The 22,073-nt window shown below is 73.7% G+C and carries 21 protein-coding genes; 12 read left to right on the forward strand and 9 right to left on the reverse strand.

Annotation, left to right across the window (positions count from 1 at the left end):
- Nucleotides 1-131: 131 nt before the first annotated feature.
- Nucleotides 132-1,496: a hypothetical protein gene (locus ACFTXQ_RS25230; RefSeq protein ID WP_382644444.1), complete on the forward strand. Its 1,365-nt coding sequence runs from the start codon at nt 132-134 to the stop codon at nt 1,494-1,496.
- On the opposite strand, the gene ACFTXQ_RS25235 is transcribed toward ACFTXQ_RS25230, so the two are convergent.
- On the reverse strand, nt 1,483-2,295 hold the full coding sequence (locus ACFTXQ_RS25235) for a hypothetical protein (RefSeq protein ID WP_382644445.1): 813 nt from the start codon (nt 2,293-2,295) through the stop codon (nt 1,483-1,485). The two genes, ACFTXQ_RS25230 and ACFTXQ_RS25235, sit on opposite strands and share 14 nt — an antisense overlap.
- A gap of 107 nt (nt 2,296-2,402) precedes the next feature.
- Here ACFTXQ_RS25235 and ACFTXQ_RS25240 point away from each other — a divergent pair, with 107 nt between their 5' ends.
- Nucleotides 2,403-2,723 carry a DMT family transporter gene (locus ACFTXQ_RS25240; protein ID WP_382644447.1) on the forward strand — a complete coding sequence of 107 codons (321 nt, stop codon included), beginning with the start codon at nt 2,403-2,405 and terminating at the stop codon, nt 2,721-2,723.
- Entirely contained in the window at nt 2,723-3,274 is a 552-nt protein-coding gene (locus tag ACFTXQ_RS25245; RefSeq protein ID WP_382644449.1) for a TetR/AcrR family transcriptional regulator, read from the forward strand. The genes ACFTXQ_RS25240 and ACFTXQ_RS25245 overlap by 1 nt, the downstream gene beginning before the upstream one ends.
- 201 nt (nt 3,275-3,475) lie before the next feature.
- On the opposite strand, the gene ACFTXQ_RS25250 is transcribed toward ACFTXQ_RS25245, so the two are convergent.
- Complete coding sequence (locus ACFTXQ_RS25250) at nt 3,476-4,351, reverse strand: winged helix-turn-helix transcriptional regulator (RefSeq protein ID WP_382644451.1); 876 nt, start codon at nt 4,349-4,351, stop codon at nt 3,476-3,478.
- Nucleotides 4,352-4,446: 95 nt separating this feature from the next.
- Here ACFTXQ_RS25250 and ACFTXQ_RS25255 point away from each other — a divergent pair, with 95 nt between their 5' ends.
- Both ACFTXQ_RS25255 and dapD read left to right on the forward strand, forming a co-directional pair.
- Nucleotides 4,447-5,676, forward strand: coding sequence for an MFS transporter (locus tag ACFTXQ_RS25255; RefSeq protein WP_382644568.1), 1,230 nt, complete (start codon nt 4,447-4,449; stop codon nt 5,674-5,676).
- Between the two features lie 9 nt (nt 5,677-5,685).
- On the forward strand, nt 5,686-6,666 hold the full coding sequence (gene dapD, locus ACFTXQ_RS25260) for a 2,3,4,5-tetrahydropyridine-2,6-dicarboxylate N-succinyltransferase (protein WP_382644453.1): 981 nt from the start codon (nt 5,686-5,688) through the stop codon (nt 6,664-6,666).
- A gap of 109 nt (nt 6,667-6,775) precedes the next feature.
- On the opposite strand, the gene ACFTXQ_RS25265 is transcribed toward dapD, so the two are convergent.
- The 3 genes from ACFTXQ_RS25265 to ACFTXQ_RS25275 all read right to left on the reverse strand — a co-directional run bounded on the left by ACFTXQ_RS25265 (nt 6,776) and on the right by ACFTXQ_RS25275 (nt 9,563).
- Complete coding sequence (locus ACFTXQ_RS25265) at nt 6,776-7,030, reverse strand: hypothetical protein (protein ID WP_382644455.1); 255 nt, start codon at nt 7,028-7,030, stop codon at nt 6,776-6,778.
- Between the two features lie 178 nt (nt 7,031-7,208).
- Nucleotides 7,209-7,661, reverse strand: a complete 453-nt coding sequence (locus tag ACFTXQ_RS25270; protein ID WP_382644457.1) for a GNAT family N-acetyltransferase — start codon at nt 7,659-7,661, stop codon at nt 7,209-7,211.
- A gap of 60 nt (nt 7,662-7,721) precedes the next feature.
- Nucleotides 7,722-9,563 (reverse strand): endonuclease/exonuclease/phosphatase family protein, encoded by a 1,842-nt coding sequence (locus ACFTXQ_RS25275; protein WP_382644459.1) that lies wholly within the window; start codon nt 9,561-9,563, stop codon nt 7,722-7,724.
- Between the two features lie 352 nt (nt 9,564-9,915).
- Between ACFTXQ_RS25275 and ACFTXQ_RS25280 the strand changes: the two genes are divergently transcribed.
- The 3 genes from ACFTXQ_RS25280 to ACFTXQ_RS25290 all read left to right on the forward strand — a co-directional run bounded on the left by ACFTXQ_RS25280 (nt 9,916) and on the right by ACFTXQ_RS25290 (nt 14,624).
- On the forward strand, nt 9,916-11,391 hold the full coding sequence (locus tag ACFTXQ_RS25280) for a hypothetical protein (RefSeq protein ID WP_382644461.1): 1,476 nt from the start codon (nt 9,916-9,918) through the stop codon (nt 11,389-11,391).
- A 104-nt stretch (nt 11,392-11,495) separates the two neighbouring features.
- The gene (gene argG, locus ACFTXQ_RS25285) at nt 11,496-12,941 is read left to right on the forward strand and encodes an argininosuccinate synthase (RefSeq protein ID WP_382644463.1); all 1,446 of its coding nucleotides are present in this window, start codon (nt 11,496-11,498) and stop codon (nt 12,939-12,941) included.
- 243 nt (nt 12,942-13,184) lie between these two features.
- Nucleotides 13,185-14,624, forward strand: a complete 1,440-nt coding sequence (locus ACFTXQ_RS25290; protein ID WP_382644465.1) for an alkaline phosphatase PhoX — start codon at nt 13,185-13,187, stop codon at nt 14,622-14,624.
- Nucleotides 14,625-14,656: 32 nt separating this feature from the next.
- On the opposite strand, the gene ACFTXQ_RS25295 is transcribed toward ACFTXQ_RS25290, so the two are convergent.
- From ACFTXQ_RS25295 to ACFTXQ_RS25310, 4 genes are all read right to left on the reverse strand, one after another.
- On the reverse strand, nt 14,657-14,833 hold the full coding sequence (locus ACFTXQ_RS25295; RefSeq protein ID WP_382644467.1) for a hypothetical protein: 177 nt from the start codon (nt 14,831-14,833) through the stop codon (nt 14,657-14,659).
- Nucleotides 14,834-14,935: 102 nt separating this feature from the next.
- Nucleotides 14,936-16,114, reverse strand: a complete 1,179-nt coding sequence (locus ACFTXQ_RS25300) for a TerD family protein (RefSeq protein WP_382644469.1) — start codon at nt 16,112-16,114, stop codon at nt 14,936-14,938.
- 67 nt (nt 16,115-16,181) lie between these two features.
- Complete coding sequence (locus ACFTXQ_RS25305) at nt 16,182-16,403, reverse strand: hypothetical protein (RefSeq protein ID WP_382644471.1); 222 nt, start codon at nt 16,401-16,403, stop codon at nt 16,182-16,184.
- 115 nt (nt 16,404-16,518) lie between these two features.
- Nucleotides 16,519-18,069 carry an aldehyde dehydrogenase (NADP(+)) gene (locus ACFTXQ_RS25310; protein WP_382644473.1) on the reverse strand — a complete coding sequence of 517 codons (1,551 nt, stop codon included), beginning with the start codon at nt 18,067-18,069 and terminating at the stop codon, nt 16,519-16,521.
- Between the two features lie 127 nt (nt 18,070-18,196).
- Here ACFTXQ_RS25310 and ACFTXQ_RS25315 point away from each other — a divergent pair, with 127 nt between their 5' ends.
- The 4 genes from ACFTXQ_RS25315 (at nt 18,197) to ACFTXQ_RS25330 (ending at nt 22,058) form a co-directional block, all read left to right on the forward strand.
- The gene (locus ACFTXQ_RS25315) at nt 18,197-18,979 is read left to right on the forward strand and encodes an IclR family transcriptional regulator (protein WP_382644475.1); all 783 of its coding nucleotides are present in this window, start codon (nt 18,197-18,199) and stop codon (nt 18,977-18,979) included.
- A 237-nt stretch (nt 18,980-19,216) separates the two neighbouring features.
- On the forward strand, nt 19,217-20,098 hold the full coding sequence (locus tag ACFTXQ_RS25320; protein ID WP_382644477.1) for a hypothetical protein: 882 nt from the start codon (nt 19,217-19,219) through the stop codon (nt 20,096-20,098).
- Nucleotides 20,098-21,384 carry a sensor histidine kinase gene (locus ACFTXQ_RS25325; RefSeq protein ID WP_382644478.1) on the forward strand — a complete coding sequence of 429 codons (1,287 nt, stop codon included), beginning with the start codon at nt 20,098-20,100 and terminating at the stop codon, nt 21,382-21,384. Before ACFTXQ_RS25320 ends, ACFTXQ_RS25325 begins: the two co-directional genes overlap by 1 nt.
- A complete protein-coding gene (locus ACFTXQ_RS25330; RefSeq protein ID WP_382644480.1) occupies nt 21,381-22,058 on the forward strand; it encodes a response regulator in 678 nt (225 codons plus the stop codon). Before ACFTXQ_RS25325 ends, ACFTXQ_RS25330 begins: the two co-directional genes overlap by 4 nt.
- Nucleotides 22,059-22,073 lie beyond the last annotated feature (15 nt).

The following is a 22,073-nucleotide window of genomic DNA, read 5'->3' on the forward strand; positions in this document are numbered from 1 at the left end:
CCTCCCTGTTTTGCGGTCCGTGTTCTCCGGGTGGACGGGTGCCGTGCACGCGGAGTTGGCCACCGTGGCCGAATCTTCTCGACGGCCGTCACGACGCGTCGGCCGTACGGGTTCGTTCGTGGGGGTCACCGATGAAGAAGCAGTTGTCCATCGCAGGGATCGCGGCACTGCTGCTCGTCGCGGCGAGTGCACCCGCCCGGGCCGTGACGTACGGGACACCGACCATCGGGCTGTCCGCGTCCTACCTGTCCGGGGCCGTCGGGGCGGTCGGGGACCCGGTGGTCGGCGTGACCGTGGGGCAGAGCGGGGCCGACGCCTCCGCGCTGACGGTCAGCGCGACCGCGTCGAGCAGGGCCTCGGTCGCCGGGACCGGGGACGTCACCGTCACGGGCACCGGGGCGGTACGGCAGCTGGCCGTCACCGCGCGCGGCCGCGGCTACACCGACCTCACCGTCAAGGTGACCGGGCTGGGCGGAAAGAGCGCCACCAAGACGCTGTACTACGCGGCCTCGGCCGCCGTGCAGAACCCGGCCGACGCGCGGTACTTCACCGGCTCCTCGGACGCCTCGGCCGCGGTGGACGTGGGCGGCGGGTACGCGGTCGTCGCCGACGACGAGTCCAACGTGCTGCGCCTGTACGACCGTTCCCGCTCGGGCGCCCCGGTGCGGACCTGGGACTTCAGCTCGCAGCTCGGGGTCACCAAGGAGGTGGACATCGAAGGGGCGACCCGGATCGGCGACACCATCTACTGGACGGGCTCGCTCGGCAACAACAAGGACGGCGAGTACAAGGCGCCGCGGAACACGGTGTTCACCACCACCGTGAGCGGCTCCGGGACGGGCACGCAGCTCGCGTACGGGCGCTCGTACAAGAAGCTCCGCGAGGATCTGGTGGCCTGGGACGCGGCCCACGGGAACCGCTACGGCTTCGCGGCCGGGACGGCGGCGGGTGAGGCGCCCAAGCAGATCGACGGGTTCAACGTGGAGGGGCTGGAGTTCGCGCCGGGCTCCACGACCACCGCCTACCTGGGGTTCCGGGCCCCGCTGGCGCCGGCCGTGCCCGGCGGCAGGGCGCTGCTCGTGCCGGTGACGAACTTCGACCAGGTCCTGGCCTCGGGCGCCGGGGCGGCCTTCGGGGCGGGCATCGAGCTCGACCTCGGCGGGCTGTCCATCCGGGACATCCGCAAGAACGCGGCCGGGCAGTACCTGATCCTCGCCGGGTCCTGGGCCGCCGACGACAACAGCGACCCGTACGCGCTCTACCAGTGGGACGGCGTCCCCGGCCACGCCCCGGTCAAGCGCGCCGACCTGCCGACGGCCGACCCGGGCGGCTGGGAGGCCATCGTGGACGTGCCGGACCTGACGGTGGCGGGCGCGCGGGTGCAGCTGATCACCGACAGCGGGTCCGCGGACCTGTACGGGGACGGCATCGAGGCCAAGGACCTGACGCACCCGGAGTGGAAGAAGGCGCGGGCGGCCTGGTTCACCCTGGGGTGACGCCCGGTTCGCGGCGCAGCAGCCGGTCCATGTAGAGCAGCCCCGCGCCCAGCTGGGGCAGGGTCAGCAGCAGGGCCGGGGCCAGCAGGGAGCCGAGTACGCCGAACCGGAACTGGACGGCGTACGCCGCGCCCAGCGCGAGCGCCCCGGCCGGGACCGTGATGCCGAGGGTCCGCCACCAGGCCCCCCGCACCAGGCGGGCCGAGCGGCGCAGGGCGGCCACCGGGCCGAGCGCCTCGTACCCGGCGGCCGTGGGCGCCAGGGCGAAGAGGACCCCCAGCCAGAGTGCGACGGGGGCCAGGGGCAGCACGGCGAGCGGCGGGAGGCCCGCGGCGAGGGCGGCCGCGGCGGGGCCCGCGGCGGCCGCCAGGGCCAGCAGCCGGGCCCCGAACACGGCGGGGATCCGGGGCGCGGCGGCCCGCACCAGCCCGAGCGCGGTGACCGGCCGGCCGAGCACGGCGGGCCGGAGCAGCGCGGTGGCCAGGGCCGTGGCCAGCGCCCACGCGAAGAGCAGGAACAGGGCGGTGGCGGGGACGAGGGTGTAGACGAACACCCGGCTGCCGGCGGTGCGCGTGAGGGAGGCCAGGGTGGCCGCCCCCGCGACGGCGGCGAGCACGAGCAGCCCCGCCAGCTGGCCGAGGAGCAGGGCGCCGAGCAGCCGGCCCCCGTACCGGCCCACGGTGGTGAGGGCGCCGCCGAGGATCTCCCGGGGCCCCAGCGGCCGCAGGGGTATCACGCCCGGCCGCGGAGACTGCGGGGGCAGCCAGCCGCCGCCCCGGTGGGTCCAGTGCTGCGCCATGCGCGGGCCCCTCTCCGCTGGAGGCGGACAGGGTAGCGCCGTGGGGTCCAGGAGTCCCGGGTCGTGCATGTGTACAGGTGTACGCAACGATGTGTACGCTGGTACACATGCCTTACGTGTTGCTTGCCGCGGCCATCGCCGCCGAGGTCGCCGGTACCACCTCCATGAAGTACAGCGAGGGCTTCACGAGGCTGTGGCCCTCGCTGGGCACGCTGCTGGGCTACGCCATCGCCTTCACCCTGCTCGCGCAGACGCTGAAGTCGATGTCGGTCGGCACGGCGTACGCGATATGGGCCGGGGTCGGGACGGCCGCCATCGCCGCCATCGGCATGGTGTTCCTGGGGGAGGCGGCCACCGCCGCGAAGATCGCCGGGATCCTGCTGGTGATCGGCGGGGTGGTCCTGCTCAATCTCGGCGGGGCGCACTGATGGCCCCCGCGGCGCGGCGCTACGACCCCGACCGGCGGCAGCGGATCATCGACGCGGCGATCCGGGTGGTGGGTGCCAAGGGCATCGCGGGGCTGAGCCACCGCAGTGTGGCGGCGGAGGCCGACGTACCGCTGGGGTCGACGACGTACCACTTCGAGACGCTCGACGACCTGCTGGTCGCAGCGCTGAGGCAGGCGAACGAGGGGTTCGCGCGGGCGGTCGCGGACTCGCCCGCGCTGGCGGATCCGGAGGCGGACCTCGCGGGGGCGCTGGCAGGCTTGCTGGGCGAGTTCCTGGCGGCGGACCGGGGGCGGGCGGAGCTGGAGTACGAGCTCTACCTGGCGGCCCTGCGCCGCCCGGCGCTGCGGCCGGTGGCGGCGCAGTGGTGCGAGGCCGCGGCCGCCGCGCTGGCCGCGCGCACGGATCCGGTGACGGCCCGGGCCCTGGTGGCGGTGATGGACGGCATCGGCCTGCAGGTCCTGCTGACGGACGCCGCCTACGACGAGCGGTACGCGCGCGAGATCCTGAGCCGGGTGCTGCGTCTCGCCTAGCGGCTCCGCCGGGGGCGGGGGCGGGGGCTGCGGGGGCGGTTCCGGCGGGGCCGGGCGCGCGCCGGGGCACCTCCTCGGGCGCCGAACGGGGCCCGGGGGCGGAGGGTGGCATCGGGAGTGAGTCCGGCGCCCTGCGGGGGCGCCCCGGCACACACCCGTCCCCACCGGAACCTGGGTCAGCATCCAGCCCCCGCCGGCCCGTCAGGCGGCACCGCGGACGGCGGCCAGCGCAGCGGCCACGCTCGCCTCGATGTCCTGGATCGGGTAGAAGACCTCGCGGACGGTGCGGTCGCGGTCCACGACCAGGGTCAGCCGCTTGATCCGGCTCACCCCCGCCGCGCGGAAGGTCGGCAGGCGCAGTGCGGCCGTCAGCGCCAAGTCGGCGTCCGAGAGGAGCGGGAAGCGCAGCCGTTCCTGCTCCGCGAACTCCCGCTGCTCGTCCGGGCGCTGGGTCGAGATCCCCTGCACGGTGGCGCCGGCCGCGGTGAACTCCGCGAGCTGGTCGCGGTACGTGCACGACTCGAACGTGCAGCCCTTGGCGCCCGGGATCCCCGCCCAGCCGGGCGGGTAGGACTCGGCCCGGGCGTACGCGCCCGGGAAGAAGTACAGGACCGTGAACGGCGTGTCCGCCACCGGGTCGCCGAGCCCGCCGAAACGGTCCGGCAGCAGGAGCGGTGGCACCCGCGTGCCGTGCAGTGAGTGCACCCGTTCCGCCTCGCGCGATGCCTCGTCGGTCGTCGCCGTCATCTCTCCCTCTCCCAGGACCCAGGTGTCGCCCCAGTCCTGGAGGGCCACCAGGACCGGCAGCAGCCCCCGCCCGCGCGGGGTCAGCCGGTACTCGTGCCGCACCGGACGTTCCTGGTACGGCTCGCGCGACAGCACCCCGGCCTCCACGAGCAGCTTCAGCCGCTCCGCGAGCACCTTGCGGGACACCCCCAGCTCGCGCTGGAGCTCGTCGAAGCGGTGAAGGCCGCGGGCGGTGTCGCGCACGATCAGCAGCGTCCACCAGTCGCCCACCACGTCGAGGGCCTGGGCGATGGCGCAGTCCGCGTCGCCGAGGTGTGTGCGCTGGGCCATGGGAACTCCTTCGTCCGTTGACCCAAGGCTGTCATGCTGACATATTCAGTTCCCAAAAGGAACTAACTGGTGGGAGCGGGGGGAGCACGGGTGTGCTGCAGGGGTTCAAGGACATACCGAGGGTCGTGTGGCTGCTGGCTGCGGGGGTATTCGTCAACGCCGTCGTCAGCTTCACGTTCGTCTTCGTCTTCCTCTACCTGACCGGCCCGCGCGGCCTCGGCGCAGCCCAGGCCGGCATCGTCACCGGGATCGGCGGCATCGGCCTGGTCGCGGGAAACCTCAGCGGCGGCTGGTACGGGGACCGCTTCGGCCACCGACGGGTCCTCCTGGCCGCCGCCACCCTCGCCGGAGTGACCCTCGCGGCCGTCCCGCTGCTGCCCACGCCGCTCCTCTTCGCGGCCATGCCGGTGGCCCAGTACGCCTCCGGTGTGATCAGGGCCGCCAACTCCGCGCTGGTCGCGGTCACCGTCCCGGAGGGGGGCCGCCGCCAGGCCTTCGCCCTCGTGCGCTGCGTCTCCAACGGCGGGTTCACCCTCGGGCCGCCGCTGGGCGCCCTGGTCGCGACCGGGCTCTCCTACGACTGGCTCTTCGTCGCCGACGGCGTCGGGACCCTCGTCTTCGCCCTCTGGACCGCCCTCGTCATCCCGGCGCGCGGCGCGTCCCGCAAGGCCTCCGCGGCCCCGGACGGGGGTCGGGGCCGCGGACTCGCCGCCGAACTGCGGGCCCGGCCGGCCCTGTTGCTGCTGCTCGGCGCGATCCTGGTGACCGACGTCGTCTACCGCCAGCAGTACTACACCTTCCCCGTCTTCCTCACCGACCACGGCATGGACCCGCGCGCCTTCGGCCTGGTCATCGCCCTCAACGGCGGCGTGATCCTGCTGCTGGAGCTGCCCGCCGCCGTCGCCCTGCGTGAGCGGCCCGCGCTGCCGGTGATCGCCGCCGGGCTGGTGCTGGTCGGGGCCGGGTACGGGGCGCTGCTGTTCGGGGCGGGGATCGCGAGCGCCGTGGTGATGATGGTCCTGCTGAGCCTCGGGGAGATCCTCTACAAGACCACCGCCACCGCCTACGTCGCCGACGAGTCGCCCGAGCACGCCGTCGGGCGGTTCCAGAGCCTCTACGCCGGAATCTCGGTCAGCGGGGTCGTCATCGGCCCGCCGCTGGGCGGGGCGCTGTACTCGGCCGCGCCCGGCCTGCTGTGGCCGCTGTGCGCCGGGCTCGCGGTGGCGGCGGGCGGGGCGGTGCTGTGGGCCTCGGCGCGGCAGCGGCGACACGCGCTCCGACCGGCACATGAGACCGGTTCGCGACCTCAGGCCGTCGCCGGTTAGGTTTCAGGCATGACTGCTACGCGTACCACCGGCGCCGTCGCCGCCGGCCTTGCCACCCTCACCGCCGACGGCACCGTCCTCGACACCTGGTTCCCCGCCCCCGAGCTGGTCGCCGAGCCCGGCCCGGCCGGCACCGAGCGCCTCACCGCCGACCAGGCCGTGGAGCTGCTGGGCGCCGCCGCGGCCAAGGCGATCCGCCAGGACGAGGTCCGCGGGGTCGAGGTCGTGGCCGTCCGTACGGTGATCGCCTCCCTCGAGGACAAGCCGCTGGACGCGCACGACGCGTACCTGCGCCTGCACCTGCTCAGCCACCGCCTGGTCAAGCCGCACGGCCAGAACCTGGACGGTGTCTTCGGCCTGCTGGCCAACGTCGCCTGGACCTCGCTGGGCCCGGTCGCGGTCGACCAGGTCGAGACCGTCCGCCTCAACGCGCGCGCCGCCGGCCTGCACCTCCAGGTCACCTCGATCGACAAGTTCCCGCGGATGACGGACTACGTCGCCCCCAAGGGCGTCCGCATCGCCGACGCGGACCGGGTCCGCCTCGGCGCGCACCTCGCCGAGGGCACCACCGTCATGCACGAGGGCTTCGTCAACTTCAACGCCGGCACCCTGGGCACCTCCATGGTCGAGGGCCGCATCTCCGCGGGTGTCGTCGTGGGCAACGGCTCCGACATCGGCGGCGGCGCGTCCACCATGGGCACCCTCTCCGGCGGCGGCAAGCAGATCATCTCGATCGGCGAGCGCACCCTGGTCGGCGCCGAGGCGGGCGTCGGCATCGCGCTGGGCGACGAGTGCGTCGTCGAGGCCGGCCTCTACGTGACCGCGGGCACCCGCGTCACCCTCCCGGACGGCCAGATCGTCAAGGCCCTGGAGCTCTCGGGCGCCAACAACATCCTCTTCCGCCGCAACTCGGTCACCGGCACCGTCGAGGCCCGCCCGTACAAGGCGGCCTGGGGCGGCCTGAACGAGGTCCTGCACAGCCACAACTGACGCCCGGCTGCCGCCTGCGGCGAACGCGACGAGGCCCTCCCACCCCGGCCGGGGTGGGAGGGCCTCATCGCGTTCACCGCAGGCGGTTCGCCGCAGGCGTGCGGGTGGGTCAGCTCAGCGGGATCGTGCGGACCAGGCCTGCGAAGGCCTGCTGTTCCGCCTCGGTCAGTTCCACCGACTCCATCGGGTGCGCGGCGGCGGTGCGCTGGGCCGGGATCACCGCCAGGCCCTCGAAGGCGCCCGGCTCCGGGTGGTGGAAGCGGCTGTCCCACAGCATGTGGCCGAGGCCGACGACCCACACGAGGGCGGCGACGAGCAGGAGGGCGAGGCCGATTTCCTGGGCGAGGGAGATGGAGGGGAACACGCGGTCCTCCGGGAGAGTGCGGGGTACCGGGGTACGAGGCGGTGCAAGATCGGGCGTGGGGACACTCAACACCACCCGCGGCCGATTCGGTAGGGATGTGGCGAGCGTCACGCCAGGGCCGAAAGTCCCCACCTTGTCCCGGAACGGTCCCCGGGCACGCTGTCCCGCCGGGGCCCCGCTACGGCTCCAGGGGCAGCTTGAAGCCCTCGTGGCTGCGGGCGAAGCCCAGCCGCTCGTAGAACCGGTGCGCGGCGCCCCGCCGCTTGTTGCTGGTCAGCTGCACCAGGCCGCAGCCGCGCTCGCGCGCCCGGTCCACGGCCAGCTCCATCAGCTCCGCGCCCAGGCCCCCGCCGCGCCGGTCCGCCCGGATCCGTACCGCCTCCACCAGGGCCCGCTCGCGGCCGCTCTGGCCGAGGCCCGGGATGTACGTCAGCTGCAGGCAGCCGACCACCGGCCCGTCCGGGTCCGTGAGGACGAGCACCTCGTTGCGGGGGTCGGCGCCGATCGCGGCGAAGGCCCGCTCGTGCGCCTCGCCGACCACGATCGAGGCGGGGTCCACCACCCGCTCCTCGTCGGCCAGCAGGGCGAGCACGGCGGGCAGGTCGTCGCGGGTGGCGGTGCGGAAGATCATGGCCAGGAGTCTGGCAGAGGGCCCGGCCGGAACGGCGGCCGGGCCCTGCGGTGTCCCGGGTCACGGCTTGAAGCGCAGCACCTGCGGGTCGTGGTCGCTGTTCTGGGCCGAGAACTCCGCGTTGATGTGCACGCTGTCGTACGTGAAGGACTTGATCGCCGGGCTCGTCAGGATCTGGTCCAGCACCTGGGCGTTGCCCTGGTAGACGTAGGAGTATCGTTCCGCCTTCGGCAGCGACTTGATCGCCGGGTAGAGCGCGCCGCCGTCGGCCAGCGCGTTCGTCGTCGCCGAGAACTCGAAGTCGTTGATGTCGCCCAGGGCGAGGACGTTGGCGTTCTTGTCCGCCGCCAGGATCTCCTTCACGAAGGCGTTCACGGCCTGCGCCTGGAGCAGCCGCTTGGCCTCCGACGAGCGCACCGGCGGCTGGTGGTGCGAAGCCAGGCCCTCGTCGCCGCCCTTGGAGCCGAAGTGGTTGGCGATCACGAAGACGGTGCGGCCGCGGAAGACGAACTCGCCGGCCAGCGGCTTGCGGCTGTCGGTCCACGCCGGGTTCGCCGGGTCGATCCGGCCGGGGGAGTGGGTGAGGGCCGCGTGGCCGTTCTCGCGCACGACGCCGTTCGCGGTCGTCGCGTCACCCGCGGCGCGGTCGGTGAAGGAGACCCGGGCGGGGTTGAAGAGGAACACCTGGCGGATGTTGCCGCCGGGCTCGCCGCCGTCCTTCTTGTCCTCCGGGTTGACGCTCCGCCACTGGTAGGCGGGGCCGCCGGCGGCCGCGATCGCCGCCGTGAACTTCGTCAGCGTCTGCTCGGCCGAGACGGTGCCGTCGTTCTTGGCGCCGTTGTCGTCCTGGATCTCCTCCAGGGCGAGGATGTCGGGGGAGGCGAGGTTCTCGACGACCGCCTTGGCGAGGTTGTCGAACTTCTCCTGCGGGTCGCTCGGGTCGAGGTTCTCGACGTTGTAGGTGGCCACCGCGAGCTCACCCGGGCTCTGCGCCTTGGTCTTCTCGGGGGCGAGGGTGCCGGCCTTGACGGGGCCGAGGGTGCGGGCCACCAGGGTGTAGCCGCCGAACTGGTTGAAGTCCAGCGGGCCTTCGGTGGTGCCGGTCAGCCTGTCGCCGACGTTCGCCACGGGGAAGGGCTGCTGCGCGATCGGCGCGAGCTGCTGGATCTGGAGGCGGCCGGTGTTCTGGGACTCGTAGGAGCCGTAGATCGTCCCGCCGCGCTTGGCGGTGTTCTCCCAGCCCTTCACCGTGACCCACAGCTCGGAGTACGGGTCGGTGGCGCCGACCACGCGCGAGGTGCCGATCCGGACGTTCATGCCCTCCAGGGACTCGTAGTAGTCCAGGGCGTAGCGCGAGGGCTCCAGGGGCAGGCCGTTGATGCTGCCGCCGGCGGCCGCGTCGCCGGCCGGGGCGTACTCGGCCGGGACCGAGTACTCGTTGATCGCGGTGGCCTCGGGCAGTGCGTTGCCCGAGGAGACCACGGTGACCGTCGGCTTGGAGATCTGGGTCACCGACTGGTTCCCGGAGTTGACGCCGCCGGGGACGTACTCACCGACCGTGCCGGAGACCTTGACCGCGTCGCCGACGGCGACGGTGGGCGCCGAGCTCGTGAAGACGAACACGCCCTCGCTGGTGGCGTCGTTGTCGTCGGCGTCCGGGTCCTGGATCCAGAACCCGCGCGAGCCGTACGTACGCACGCCCGTCACGATGCCCGCGACACCGGCGACCTGCTTGCCGTTGAACGGGGATATCCGGGTGGTGCCCTGGATGTCGTGGATGCGTATCGGATCGGCGGACACGGCGCCTTCGGCCGCGTCGGCGGAGCCCGCGAGCAGGCCGGTGGCGAGCGCGGTGGCGACGAGAGCGGCGACGGCGGCGGAACGGGGATGCGAGGAGCGCATGGGCGGGAACTCCGGTGTGGGATGAGGGAGAAGCGGGAGGGTGCGGCGGTGAGAGCCGCGAGATCTGCGGGGAGCTCGTGGCCCCCAAAACATCTACGCGCGTCAATTTCCTGTGTGGCCAGCAAAGTTGTCAAGGCCTCCAGGGAATACGACAGCTGACTGTGGGATGAACCAAAGGCGATGACTGGCCGTCGGCGCCCGAAATGCGTCTACTCTGGGGCGCCGGGCCGGCCGACTGACCGACCGTCCGACCGGGCGGAGCGGACGGCCGGGATCCACCGTCCGACAGGCCGGCCGACGGGCCGTCACCGCCCGCCCCACCGCGCCCACCGCGTCCGCGAGGAGAACCGTCATGTCCGCAGAGCCGCACCCCACGCTGCCGCCGGTACGGCTGCACTCCGATGCGGAACTGGCCCGCGACGCCCTCGTCGCCCCGCTGTTCGCCCGCGCCGTACGGCTGGCCCGCTGGTCCGGACCCGACACTCGCGTCGACGTCGGGGGCGAACTCGTCGCCGCCCAGCTCCCCGAGGCCGTCCGGGAGCTCGGCCTCGACGCCGCCGACCCGGACTCCGCGGCCCACGCGAGCCAGGCCTGGCGGGTCGCCGTGGACACGGGCCTCGTCGACGTGACCGAACCGGAAGAGGACGCGGGGGACTCCGGAGCGGAAGAGGCCGGTACCGCACTGCCCGGTGAGGACCTGGAACTGGTGACGGGCGGCGCGCCCGGCGACGTGCTCGACCTGTGGCTGGCCGCCCTGGACACGGTGCTCGCCGACGCGGCGGTGCCCGACCTCGACGACCTCGTCGACGCGCTCGACGCGGGCGGCGAGATCGACTTCGAGCAGCTGGACTGGAACCCGCGCCGCGAGGCGGACTTCCTCGACGGGGTCCTCGCCAACCTCTACCTGCTCACCGTCGCCGACGGCGGGGCGGCGGACGGGCCGGTTCCGCTGCCCGTGCTCGCCGCGTCCATGGTCGTGCCCGACGACATGGGGGAGCCGACCGACGCCGTCCTGGAGCAGGTCTCGGACGCGATGATGCGCCTCGACGACCAGTTCCGGCAGCTGGAGCCGATCGGACTGGTCGAGTACCGGCCGGTCGACGAGGCGCTGATGGCGGAGGCGGAAGGCGTCTTCGAACCAGACCCGGCGGCGGGCGCGGACGAGGACGTCTCCCGCTACGGAATGGTCCGGCTGACCCCCCTCGGCCTGTACGGGGTCCGCGCCCGCATGCTGGAGGCCGGGGTCGAGGCCCCCGCCGTCGGCGAACTGGCCGACAAGGGCGCGGACGCCCTGCTCGACGTGGTCTCCGGCTATCCCGAGAGCGCCGCCCAGGCCGAGATGGAGCTGTGGCTGGCCGGCCGCGCCCTGTCCGACGCCGCGGTCGAGCTGCTCGACGCTGCGCGCGGCGACGACCCGGGCGCCCCGCTGCGCCGCCTGCGCTGCCAGCAGGCCCTCGCCCCGGCCGGGCCGCAGGCCGAGCCCGCCGTCCGCGCCGTGCTGGACGACCCGCAGCTCGGCGGGCTCGCCCGGGTCTGGCTGGCCGAGCGCGGGGCGGCCGACGTACCGGCGCCGGACGGGGCGATGGTCTTCTGGCTGACGGTCGACACGATCGCGGCGCAGCTCGCCGCCGACGGGGAGACCGAGGAGCTGCCGCTCCTCATGGAGGGCCTCACCGCCCACCACACGGGGTTCTTCGACCAGGTGTGGCGGGTGGAGCACCCGGCGACGGCCTACGTCCTGGAGGCGATGGGCCGCCTCCACCCGGACAAGAAGGCCGCCAAGGAAGCGCGCAAGGCCGCGTTCAAGGCGCGGTCCCGCCAGCCCTGACCAGGGGTCGGCCCGTGGGGAGCCCGAGCGTCCCCGGCAGGGTCCGGGGATCGATCGGGCCCCACCCCTTTGCATGAACATACGCAGTCATGCATACTCTTCCTATGTCCAAGGTCCTCACCTCCCTGCCCGCCGGCGAACGCGTCGGCATCGCCTTCTCCGGCGGCCTCGACACCTCCGTCGCGGTCGCGTGGATGCGCGACAAGGGTGCCGTCCCGTGCACCTACACCGCCGACATCGGCCAGTACGACGAGCCCGACATCGCCTCGGTGCCCGGACGCGCGAAGACCTACGGTGCCGAGATCGCGCGCCTGGTCGACTGCCGCGCGTCACTGGTCGAGGAGGGACTGGCCGCGCTCACCTGCGGCGCGTTCCACATCCGCTCGGGCGGGCGTGCCTACTTCAACACCACGCCGCTCGGCCGCGCCGTCACCGGCACCCTGCTGGTCCGGGCGATGCTCGAGGACGACGTACAGATCTGGGGCGACGGCTCGACCTTCAAGGGCAACGACATCGAGCGGTTCTACCGCTACGGTCTGCTCGCCAACCCCCACCTGCGGATCTACAAGCCCTGGCTCGACGCGGACTTCGTGACCGAGCTCGGCGGCCGCACGGAGATGTCGGAGTGGCTGGTCGCCCACGACCTCCCCTACCGCGACAGCACCGAGAAGGCGTACTCCACCGACGCCAACATCTGGGGTGCCACCCACGAGGCGAAGACCCTGGAGCACCTCGACACGGGCGTCGAGACCGTCGAGCCGATCATGGGCGTGCGGTTCTGGGACCCCTCGGTCCAGATCGACACCGAGGACGTGACGATCGGCTTCGACCAGGGCCGCCCCGTGACGATCAACGGCAAGAAGTTCGCCTCCGCCGTCGACCTGGTCATGGAGGCCAACGCCATCGGCGGCCGCCACGGCATGGGCATGTCGGACCAGATCGAGAACCGGATCATCGAGGCCAAGAGCCGCGGCATCTACGAGGCCCCGGGCATGGCCCTGCTGCACGCCGCGTACGAGCGCCTCGTCAACGCGATCCACAACGAGGACACCCTCGCGCAGTACCACAACGAGGGCCGGCGGCTCGGCCGCCTCATGTACGAGGGCCGCTGGCTCGACCCGCAGGCGCTGATGGTGCGCGAGTCGCTCCAGCGCTGGGTCGGCTCGGCCGTCACCGGCGAGGTCACGCTGCGGCTGCGGCGCGGTGAGGACTACTCGATCCTCGACACCAAGGGCCCCGCGTTCAGCTACCACCCGGACAAGCTGTCGATGGAGCGCACCGAGGACTCCGCGTTCGGCCCGGTGGACCGGATCGGCCAGCTCACCATGCGCAACCTCGACATCGCCGACTCGCGCGCCAAGCTGGAGCAGTACGCCGGCCTCGGCCTGATCGGCACCGGCAGCCCCGCCATCGGTGCCGCCCAGGCGGCCGCGACCGGCCTGATCGGCACCCTGCCGGAAGGCGGCGCCGAGGCCATCGCCTCCCGCGGCGAGGTCTCCGGCGAAGAGGAGATGCTGGACCGCGCCGCGATGGAGTTCGGCACGGACTGACGATACGGACCTGAGCCGTTCCCGGCCGGCCCGGCGCCCCACGGCGCCGGGCCGGCCGTTTGCGTCGGCCCGGCGTGGGGCGTCGACAACGCGCCGTTCCTGGGGTGGAGTTGGCCATTCCGCCCGCGGGCAAGGGGTCGGCTCCGCGTAGCGGGTAGTTCAGCCGCCGTTCACGTGCGGGCGGGAGCGTGTGCGCCGACGACCGCACGACAGGCGCACCACCTCCCCACCCCTGGAGACCCGATGCCGCTCAGCCGTAGAGACTTCACCGCCCGCACCGTCATCGCCGGCGCGGGAGTCGCGCTCACGGGGACCGTCGGCGCCCTCGCCACCGCACCCGGGGCGCTGGCCGCCGACGACAGCACGGGCCGCGACGAGAACGGGCGGCCCTGCGAGCCCGGCTACGGCGCCCTCCTCCCCGACCCGGCGGGCCTCCTCGCCCTCCCCGCCGGCTTCACCTACCGCGTCATCACGCACAGCGGTGTCACCACGCTGGAGTCCGGCGAGACCACCCCGTCCAACCACGACGGGACCGCCGCCTTCGAGGGCCCCCGAGGGGTCACCCTCCTCGTCAACAACCACGAGCTCAAGGGCAAGCGGGCGAACTGGGCCCACCCCGTCCCGCTCACCGAGGGCCTCGTCTACGACCCGGCCGCGGCCGGTGGCTGCACGGTCGTCGAGGTCCGGCGCGGCGGCGAGGTCGCCGAATGGGTGGGCGTCGCCGGTACGTCGACCAACTGCGCGGGCGGTGCCACCCCCTGGGGCACCTGGCTGACCTGCGAGGAGACCGAGGACCTAGCCGGCAAGAACGGCATGACGAAGGACCACGGCTACGTCTTCGAGGTCGACCCGCACGACCGCCGCGCCAACCGCGACCCGCAGCCGGTCAAGGCCTTCGGGCGGTACGCGCACGAGGCCGTCGTCATCGACCCGCACCGGGGCCACGCCTACCTGACCGAGGACGCCTCCGGCCCCAACGGGCTCCTCTACCGCTGGACCCCGCCGGCCGGCCTCCGGCACGGCCGCGGCAGGCTCCGTACGCTCGCCGCCGACGCCGGAGTGCTCCAGGCCGCCAAGTGCGTCGACAGCTCCGGCCGCCTCGTCGACGACCTCTCGCGCGCCACGAAGATCGGCACCGTCTACGGGGTCGACTGGGTGGAGGTACCGGACCGCGACGCGCGCACCGTGTCCGTGCGCAAGCAGTTCACGGACGGCGTCGTGACGCGGGCGCGCAAGCTGGAGGGCATGTGGTGGGCGGACGGCGGCGCGTACTTCGTCTCGTCCTACGCCCGTGAGGAGAGCCCGGGCGCGGCGCACGACGGCCAGGTGTGGTTCTACGACCCCAAGCGGCGCACGGTCCGGCTGACCGTCCTGATCGGGGTGAACGCCGACCCGTCGGCGGAGGGCGGCTACGACGGCCCCGACAACATCACCGTGTCGCCGTACGGAGGTCTCGTCATCGCCGAGGACGGCTCGGGCCTCCAGCACCTGTTCGGCGCGACCGAATCGGGCCGCACCTACCCCCTCGCCCGCAACGAGCTGAACATCGGGACGGCCGAGGCGCCCGAGTACTCCGAATTCACCGGTGTCTGCTTCTCTCCGGACGGGCGCACCCTCTACGCCAACATCCAGGACCCGGGGATCATGCTGGCCATCACCGGGCCGTGGCGGCGCGCCCACTGACGCCTCGCGTACGGACGCCTCGCCTACGGCGCCTACTGGGCCGCGGAGACCTCCGCCCGGGAGGCCGCGGCCCACTCGGCGAGGAGGAACTCATACGCCTCCGAGGGCCACTCGCCGTCCACCCGGGTCTCGACAAGGTGCCGTATCGCCTCGTTCGCCTCCGCGGCGGACGGGCGGGCGGGACCCGCGATGGTGAGTGACTCGTGCATACCTTCAAGGCTACGGGCCGACACTGACAGCCACCCCCGGATTACGCGTGGCATCCATCACCCGCGTTCCTCCGCTGTGGCCGCATGTGCCCGCCCACCTGCTCAGAGTGCCTGGGAGGCCGGCTTGACCATGCCCCGCACTGTGCGCGACTTCACAAACTCGCCCATGGCGGTCATCTCCCATTCGCCCGAGAACTGCTTGATCAGCTTGGCCATCATGACCCCGGTCTGGGGCTCGGCACCGGTGAGGTCGAAGCGCACCAGCTCCTCCCCGCTCGCCGCGTCGATGAGCCGGCAGTAGGCCTTGGCCACCTCGGTGAACTTCTGCCCGGAGAAGGAGTTGACCGTGAACACCAGCCCGGTGGCTTCCGCGGGGAGCCGGCCGAGGTCCACGACGATCACCTCGTCATCGCCCGCGCCCTCGCCCGTGAGGTTGTCGCCCGAGTGCTTGATGGCGCCCCCGAGGATGGACAGCTTGCCGAAGTAGCAGCTGTCGATGTGGTTGCGCTGCGGGCCGTACGCGATGACGGACGCGTCGAGGTCGATGTCCCGGCCGCCGAACGCCGGCTCCCAGCCGAGGCCCATCTTCACCTGGGAGAGCAGCGGGCGGCCGCCCTTGACCAGGGAGACGGTCTGGTTCTTCTGGAGGCTGACCCGGCCCTTGTCCAGGTTGATCTTCCCGGCGCCGGGCGCCGCGGCGACGGGGGCGGGGGCCGCCGGGGGAGCGGGGGGTACGGGCGGGGCGACGGCGGCGGGCGCGGGGGCCGCGGCCGCCGGTTCCTCGTCCACGGAGACGCCGAAGTCCGTCGCGATGCCGGCGAGGCCGTTCGCGTACCCCTGGCCGACCGCGCGCACCTTCCACACGCCGCCGCGCAGGTAGACCTCGACGACGACGAGCGCCGTCTCGGAGCCCAGCCGCGGCGGGGTGAAGGTGGCGATCACCGCGCCGCCGTCCGCGTTGCGCACGGTGGCGGTGGGCTCGATGCCCTGGAAGGTCTGCCCGGCCGCATCGGGGCTGGCCGTGACCACGATCCGCTCGATGCCCGGGGGCAGCCCGCCGGTGTCCACGGTGATCGAATCCGGCGCCGCACCGCCGCCGGACCGGTAGCTGACGCCGGGGCCGGAAGGCTGGTTGTAGAAGATGAAGTCGGCGTCGGAGCGCACCTTGCCGTTCGCCGCGAGGAGGAGCCCCGAGACGTCGAGCCGCACCGGGGCGGCCACGTCCACCGTCACGCGGACGGCATTGAGCGGCAGGTTGGAACCAGGGGTCATAGCGGTCATGACCGGAGAACGACCGAGGGTGCTTTGCCGTTCCCTTACCCTTGCGCCGGATTCCGCGGGTGCGGGCTCAGCGCCGGTTGCGCGGGTGGTTCTTCGCCATCCGCTCGTTGCCGAACTTGTACGCGCCGGTCCAGCGGGCCATCACCAGCTGCGCGTCGCCGGCCCCCACCTCGGCGAGGAACTTGCCGGCCCGGCTCCCGCGGAGGGTGGCTGCGGTGCGGCCCTGGTGGGTGATGACGACGGAGTGGTCGCGGTGTTGTTCGTACGAGAACCCGTGCGGCTTCGGCATGGACCGCAGCCTGCCCCGCCCCGGGCGGAGGCGGCAACGCAATTACCGGTACCGCAGCCGCCGCCCGGCACTCCGCCCGGGTGGCGGGGCCCCCAACCCACCCGGCGGCCCCGGCTCAGCCCCCGGTCACCCGGCGCGGCAGTCCCAGCGGGTTGGCCTCCCGCAGCTCGGGCGGCAGAAGCGGGTCCGGGACGGACTGGTACGCCACCGGCCGCAGCCAGCGCTCGATGGCCGTCCCGCCGACGGAGGTGGAGTGGGAGGTCGCCGCGGGGTAGGGGCCGCCGTGGTGCTGGGCGGGGGCCACGGCCACCCCGGTCGGCCAGCCGTTGACCACGATCCGGCCCGCCAGGCCCGTGACCCGGGCGATCAGCTCGGAGGCCGGGCCCGGGGCCCCCTCGGTCTCGGCGGCCGACAACTGGAGGGTGGCGCTCAGGTTCCCGGAGAGCCGGCCCAGCACCGCGGCCGCCTCGTCCTGGTCGGCGTACCGGACGACGACCGTGACCGGGCCGAAGCACTCCTCCAGGAGTACCTCGTGGGAGTGGCCGCCGGTCTCCTCGCCTCCCCCGGAGCTCTCGAGGAGGACACCGGCCGGCACGGTCAGGTATCCCGCCCCGACGGTGTGGTCCCCGCCGGAGCCCGGGGTGACGGGCGCGGCGACGCCGGGCAGCGCGGCCCGCTCGCGGACCCCGGCGATGAAGTTCTCCCGCATCCGGTGGTCGAGCAGCACCCCCGGCTCGGTCTCCCCGATCGCCTTGGTCAGCGCGTCCGTGAGCCGGTCGCCGTCCGAGCCCTCCGGGACCAGGACCAGGCCGGGCTTCACGCAGAACTGGCCGACGCCGAGGGTGACGGAGCCGGCGAGCCCCGTACCGATCTCCTCGGCGCGCTCGGCGGCGGCGGCCGGGGTGACGACCACGGGGTTGAGGGAGCCGAGTTCCCCGTGGAAGGGGATGGGCACGGGCCGGGCGGCGGCCGCGTCGAACAGGGCCCGCCCGCCCCGGATGGAACCGGTGAATCCGGCGGCGGCCACCAGCGGGTGGCGGATGAGCTCCAGGCCGGCGTCGAACCCGTGGACCACGCGGACCGTGTCGGCCGGCAGCCCGGCGGCGACCGCGGCCCGGCGCAGCAGCGAGGCGCACAGCTCCGAGGTGGCGGGGTGGTCGGGATGCGCCTTGACGACCACCGGGCAGCCGGCCGCCAGCGCGCTCGCGGTGTCCCCGCCGGGGACGGAGAAGGCGAGCGGGAAGTTGGAGGCGGCGTAGACCGCGACCACGCCGAGCGGCACCTTGTAGCGGCGCAGTTCGGGGCGCGGGGGGCTGAGGGAGGGATCGGCGCGGTCGATCCGGATGTCGAGGTAGCTCCCCTCCTCCACGGCGTCGGCGAAGGCGCGCAGCTGGCCGGTGGTGCGGGCCAGCTCGCCGGTCAGCCGGCCCGGGCCGAGGGCGGTCTCGGCGTCGGCGGCCTCGATGACGTGCGCGGCGGCCTCGTCGAGCAGTGCGGCGGCCGTACGCAGGAAGGTGGCACGGGCGCCGGCGTCGGCGAGCGCGCCGCGGGCCGCGTGGGCGGCCCGTACCGCTTCGTCCACCTCCTGGGCTGTGGCCTCCACCGCAACCTGCTCGCGCTGCTTCCCGGTGCGGGGGTCCACACTCCAGACTGGTGTCGTCGTCATGACCCGCTGCCTCCTGGATCGTTCAGTATTCTGAACGCCGTTCCGGTGGATGAATGATCACATCTGCTGCGGACTCTATTTCCGCGTCCTCCGCGTGACAAGAGGCGACCAGAGGGGAAGCGCGCGCATGACGACGACCGAGGCGGGGCCCCCGGCCCAGACGGCGGCGGTCAAATCGGCGGTCCGCACCGTCGTACTGCTGGAACACTTCGCGGCGCGGCCGGGTCTGCACAGCCTGGCCGACATCCAAAACGACCTCTCCCTGCCCAAGTCCAGCCTGTACATGCTGCTGCGCACGCTGGTGAACCTGGGGTGGGTGGAGACGGACGCGACGGGCACGCGCTACGGCATCGGCGTACGGGCGCTGCTGGTCGGCAGCTCGTACATCGACGGCGACGAGGTCGTCGCCGCGGCCCGGCCCACCCTGGACCGGCTCTCCGACGACACGACGGAGACCATCCACCTGGCCCGGATGGACGGCACGAGCGTGGTGTACCTCGCGACCCGCCAGTCCCAGCACTACCTGCGGCCCTTCACCCGGGTCGGGCGGCGGCTGCCGGTGCACTCCACGGCGCTGGGCAAGGCGCTGCTGGCCACGCACACCGACGAGGAGGTGCGGGGCCTGCTGCCGCGGCGGCTGGAAGCGGTCACCGAGCACACCATCACCGACCGCGAGCAGCTGATCGAGGAACTGGCGCTGGTGCGGGAGCAGGGGTACGCGGTGGACCGGGAGGAGAACACCCTCGGCCTGTGCTGCTTCGGGATGGCGGTGCCGTACCGGACGCCGGCGCGGGACGCGGTGAGCTGCTCGGTGCCCGTGGCGCGGCTGACGGCGGGGCACGAACGGGCCATCAAGGAGGCGCTGTTCGAGGCGCGGGACCGGCTGTCGGTGGTGACGCGGCGGATGTGAGGCGGCGGAGGCGGTGGTTCCTCCCCCGGCCGGGGGAGGCGGTTCCCCTTGGAGGGGGAGGTGGCGGGGCGGCGGACGCGGGACCGTTGGGTCATGACCACGCGAGCAGTTCACCCGGCCCGTTCATCTCGTTCATCTCGTTCGTCCCACCCGTCGAAGTACGCGCCCCGGCCGTCGGAGGCTCCCGCCCCGGGGGCCGGGCGGCGGAGCCTGCGGGCGGTCGCCCTGGCCGCCACCGTGCCGTATCTGGCGCTCAAGGCCGCCTGGCTGGCCGGGAGCCGGATCGGGATACCGGACGGCAGCGTGCTGCTGGATCCCGGACCGTTCCTCATGGCGGCGAACGCCGTCACGGTGGCGATGGACGCCTGCGTCATCCTGCTCGTGCTGGTGTTCACCAGACCCTGGGGCACACGGGTGCCGGCCTGGCTGCTGACCGTCCCGGTGTTCGTCGCGACCGGCCTGCTGGCGCCGATCCTCTTCGGATTCTCGGGCCAACTGCTCATGCGGGCACTCGGCTTCGGGGCGGAGCCCGCCGCGGAGGCGGTGCGGGAGCCCTTCCTGGACCCCTGGGTGTTCAACGTCGTCTACACCGGCTTCACGGTCCAAGGACTCGCCCTGGCCGGACTGTTCGTCCCCTATGCGCGGGAGCGCTGGGGCCGGCGGTGGCAGGGCGTGACGGGGTCGCGGCTGCCGTCGTCCACGGGGGTGGTGGCGGCAGCCGCGGCGGCGGCAGGGCTGGCGATCGCGGCGGTGCACCTGTACTGGGCCTTCGGCGGCAGCGCAGGGCTGAGCGCCGAGCGGGCGGCCGCGTACACCGCGGAAACCGCCGTGGTGAGCGCGGTCCACGCGATGGGCGCGCTCGCCGCCGGGGCGGGGGCCCTGCTCCTGGCCCGCGGCGGGGCGCTCCCGGCGCGGTGGCCGCTCGGCCTCGCCTGGATCGGCGGGGCGGCGACGCTGAGCTGGGGGGCCTGGATGCTGATCGGCGCGCTGGGACCGCAGGTGGGCGGCGGCGAAGGGCCTTCCGCGGCCGGCCTGTTGACCTACGCTGGGCAGATGATCACCGGGTTGCTCTCCGCCACTGTCCTCATACGTTTCCTCGCCTCCCGCCGCGAGGGGTGATGGGGGACGGTCTGGGCAGGCTGCTCGGGGCACGGGCCCGGCTGCGCTGGGTCCACCTGATACTCGGCGGGGCCCTGCTGATGCCGTACTTCCTCCTCACCCAGGTGGGGGTCGGCATGGCGGCCGGCGGGGTCAACGCCCTCAGCTCCCTGCCGCTCTCCCTCGCCGCCTACGCGGCCGCCCTGCCGCTCGTCGCGGCCACGGCCGTGTTCGGGCTGGTCCGGCCCCTGTCGGTGGCGGCGGTGCGGGCGCTGTGCGGGGTGCCCGGGGACCGGCTCGCCGAGGGGCCGGCGCGGTCCTGGGCCGCACGGGGGCGGACCTCCGCCTGGTGGACCCTGCACCTGGGGGTCGGGGCGCTGGTCAGCGGGCTCACCCTCGCGGTGCCGCCCATGGCGGTGGTACTGATCACGCTGCCGTTCGTGAGCGGGCTGCGCAGGACCCGGCTCGGGCTCGGCTGGTTCAACACCGAGGCCGATCCGTACGTGGCGCCGCTGCTCGGGGCCGGTCTGCTGGCCGGACTCGCCCTGTGCGCCGCCGGGGCCGGGGCGCTGCTGGCCCGGCTGGCGCCCGTACTGCTCGGGCCGACGGCAGCCGACCGGCTGGCCGCGGCCGAGGAGCGGGCCGCCGACCTGGCCGTGCGCAACCGGCTCGCCCGGGAACTGCACGACGCGGTCGGGCACGCACTGAGCGCCGTCACCCTCCAGGCGGTCGCCGCCCGCCGGGTGCTCGACAGCGACCCCGCCTTCGTACGGGAGGCGCTGGCCGCGATCGAGGACACCACCCGGCGGACGGTGGGCGAGCTCGACGCCGTCCTGGGCCTGCTGCGGGACGGGGACCCGGCCCGGCCGGACGCCGCCCCCGCGCCGACCCTCGCCGCCGACCTCGAAGGGCTGCTCGCCCGCACCCGGGCCGGCGGCACCCCCGTCACCGCCCACCAGGACCCGGGACCCGCCCGGGACTGGGAGGCCCTTCCGGCCATCGCCTCCCGCGAGGCGTACCGGATCGTCCAGGAGGGCCTCAGCAACGCACTGCGCCACGGCGCGGGCCCGGTGGACGTCCGGATCCGCGTCCAGGACCGGGAAGGGACCGGACACCGTGAACTGGAGATCACCATGACCAATCCGCCCGCCGCACCGCAGCACCGGGAGCCCCGCACCACCGGGGGCCGCGGGCTGCGCGGCGCCGCCGAACGGGCCGCGCTGCTCGGCGGCAGCATCGAGGCCGGCCCGCACGAGGGCCACTGGCGGCTGCGGGCCGTCCTCCCGCTCGCCGGAGGCGACCGATGAGCACACCGGCCCCGGCGTCCCGCCCGCCGCTGCGCATCGTCCTGTGCGACGACGAGCGCATGGTCCGCACCGCCCTGCGGGTCATCCTCGAAGCCGAAACCGACCTGGAGGTCGTGGGCGAGGCCGCCACCGGCGCCGAGGCCGTGCCGCTGGTGCGCTCGCTCGCGCCCGACGTGGTGCTGATGGACGTCCGGATGCCCGAGATCGACGGGATCCGGGCGACCGAGCAGATCCTCGCCACCATGGCCGAGCCGCCCCGCATCGTGGTCGTCACCACCTTCGAGAACGACTCCTACGTCTACGGCGCGCTGCGCGCCGGAGCCTCCGGGTTCCTCCTCAAGCGGGCCGACCCCGACGAGCTGATCGGCGCGGTCCGGCTCGTCGCCCGCGGCGACTCGCTGCTCTTCCCGGCCGCCGTCCGCTCCCTCGCGGCGGCGCACACGGCCGGCGCCCCGCCCGCCGCACCGTGGGTGGCCCGGCTCACCGACCGGGAGGCCGACGTCCTGCGCCTGATGGCCACCGGACTGTCCAACCACGAGATGAGCGAGCGCCTCGGCGTCGGCCCGCAGACGGTCAAGACCCACGTCGCCGCCGTCCTCGCCAAGACCGGCTCGCGCGACCGCACCCAGGCGGTCATCGCGGCTTACGAAGGAGGCTTCATGAAGAAAAGCTGAGAACCCCGCCACAAT

Origin of the sequence: Streptomyces sp. NPDC057010 (assembly GCF_042673805.1) — a bacterium.
GTDB lineage: Bacteria > Actinomycetota > Actinomycetes > Streptomycetales > Streptomycetaceae > Streptomyces.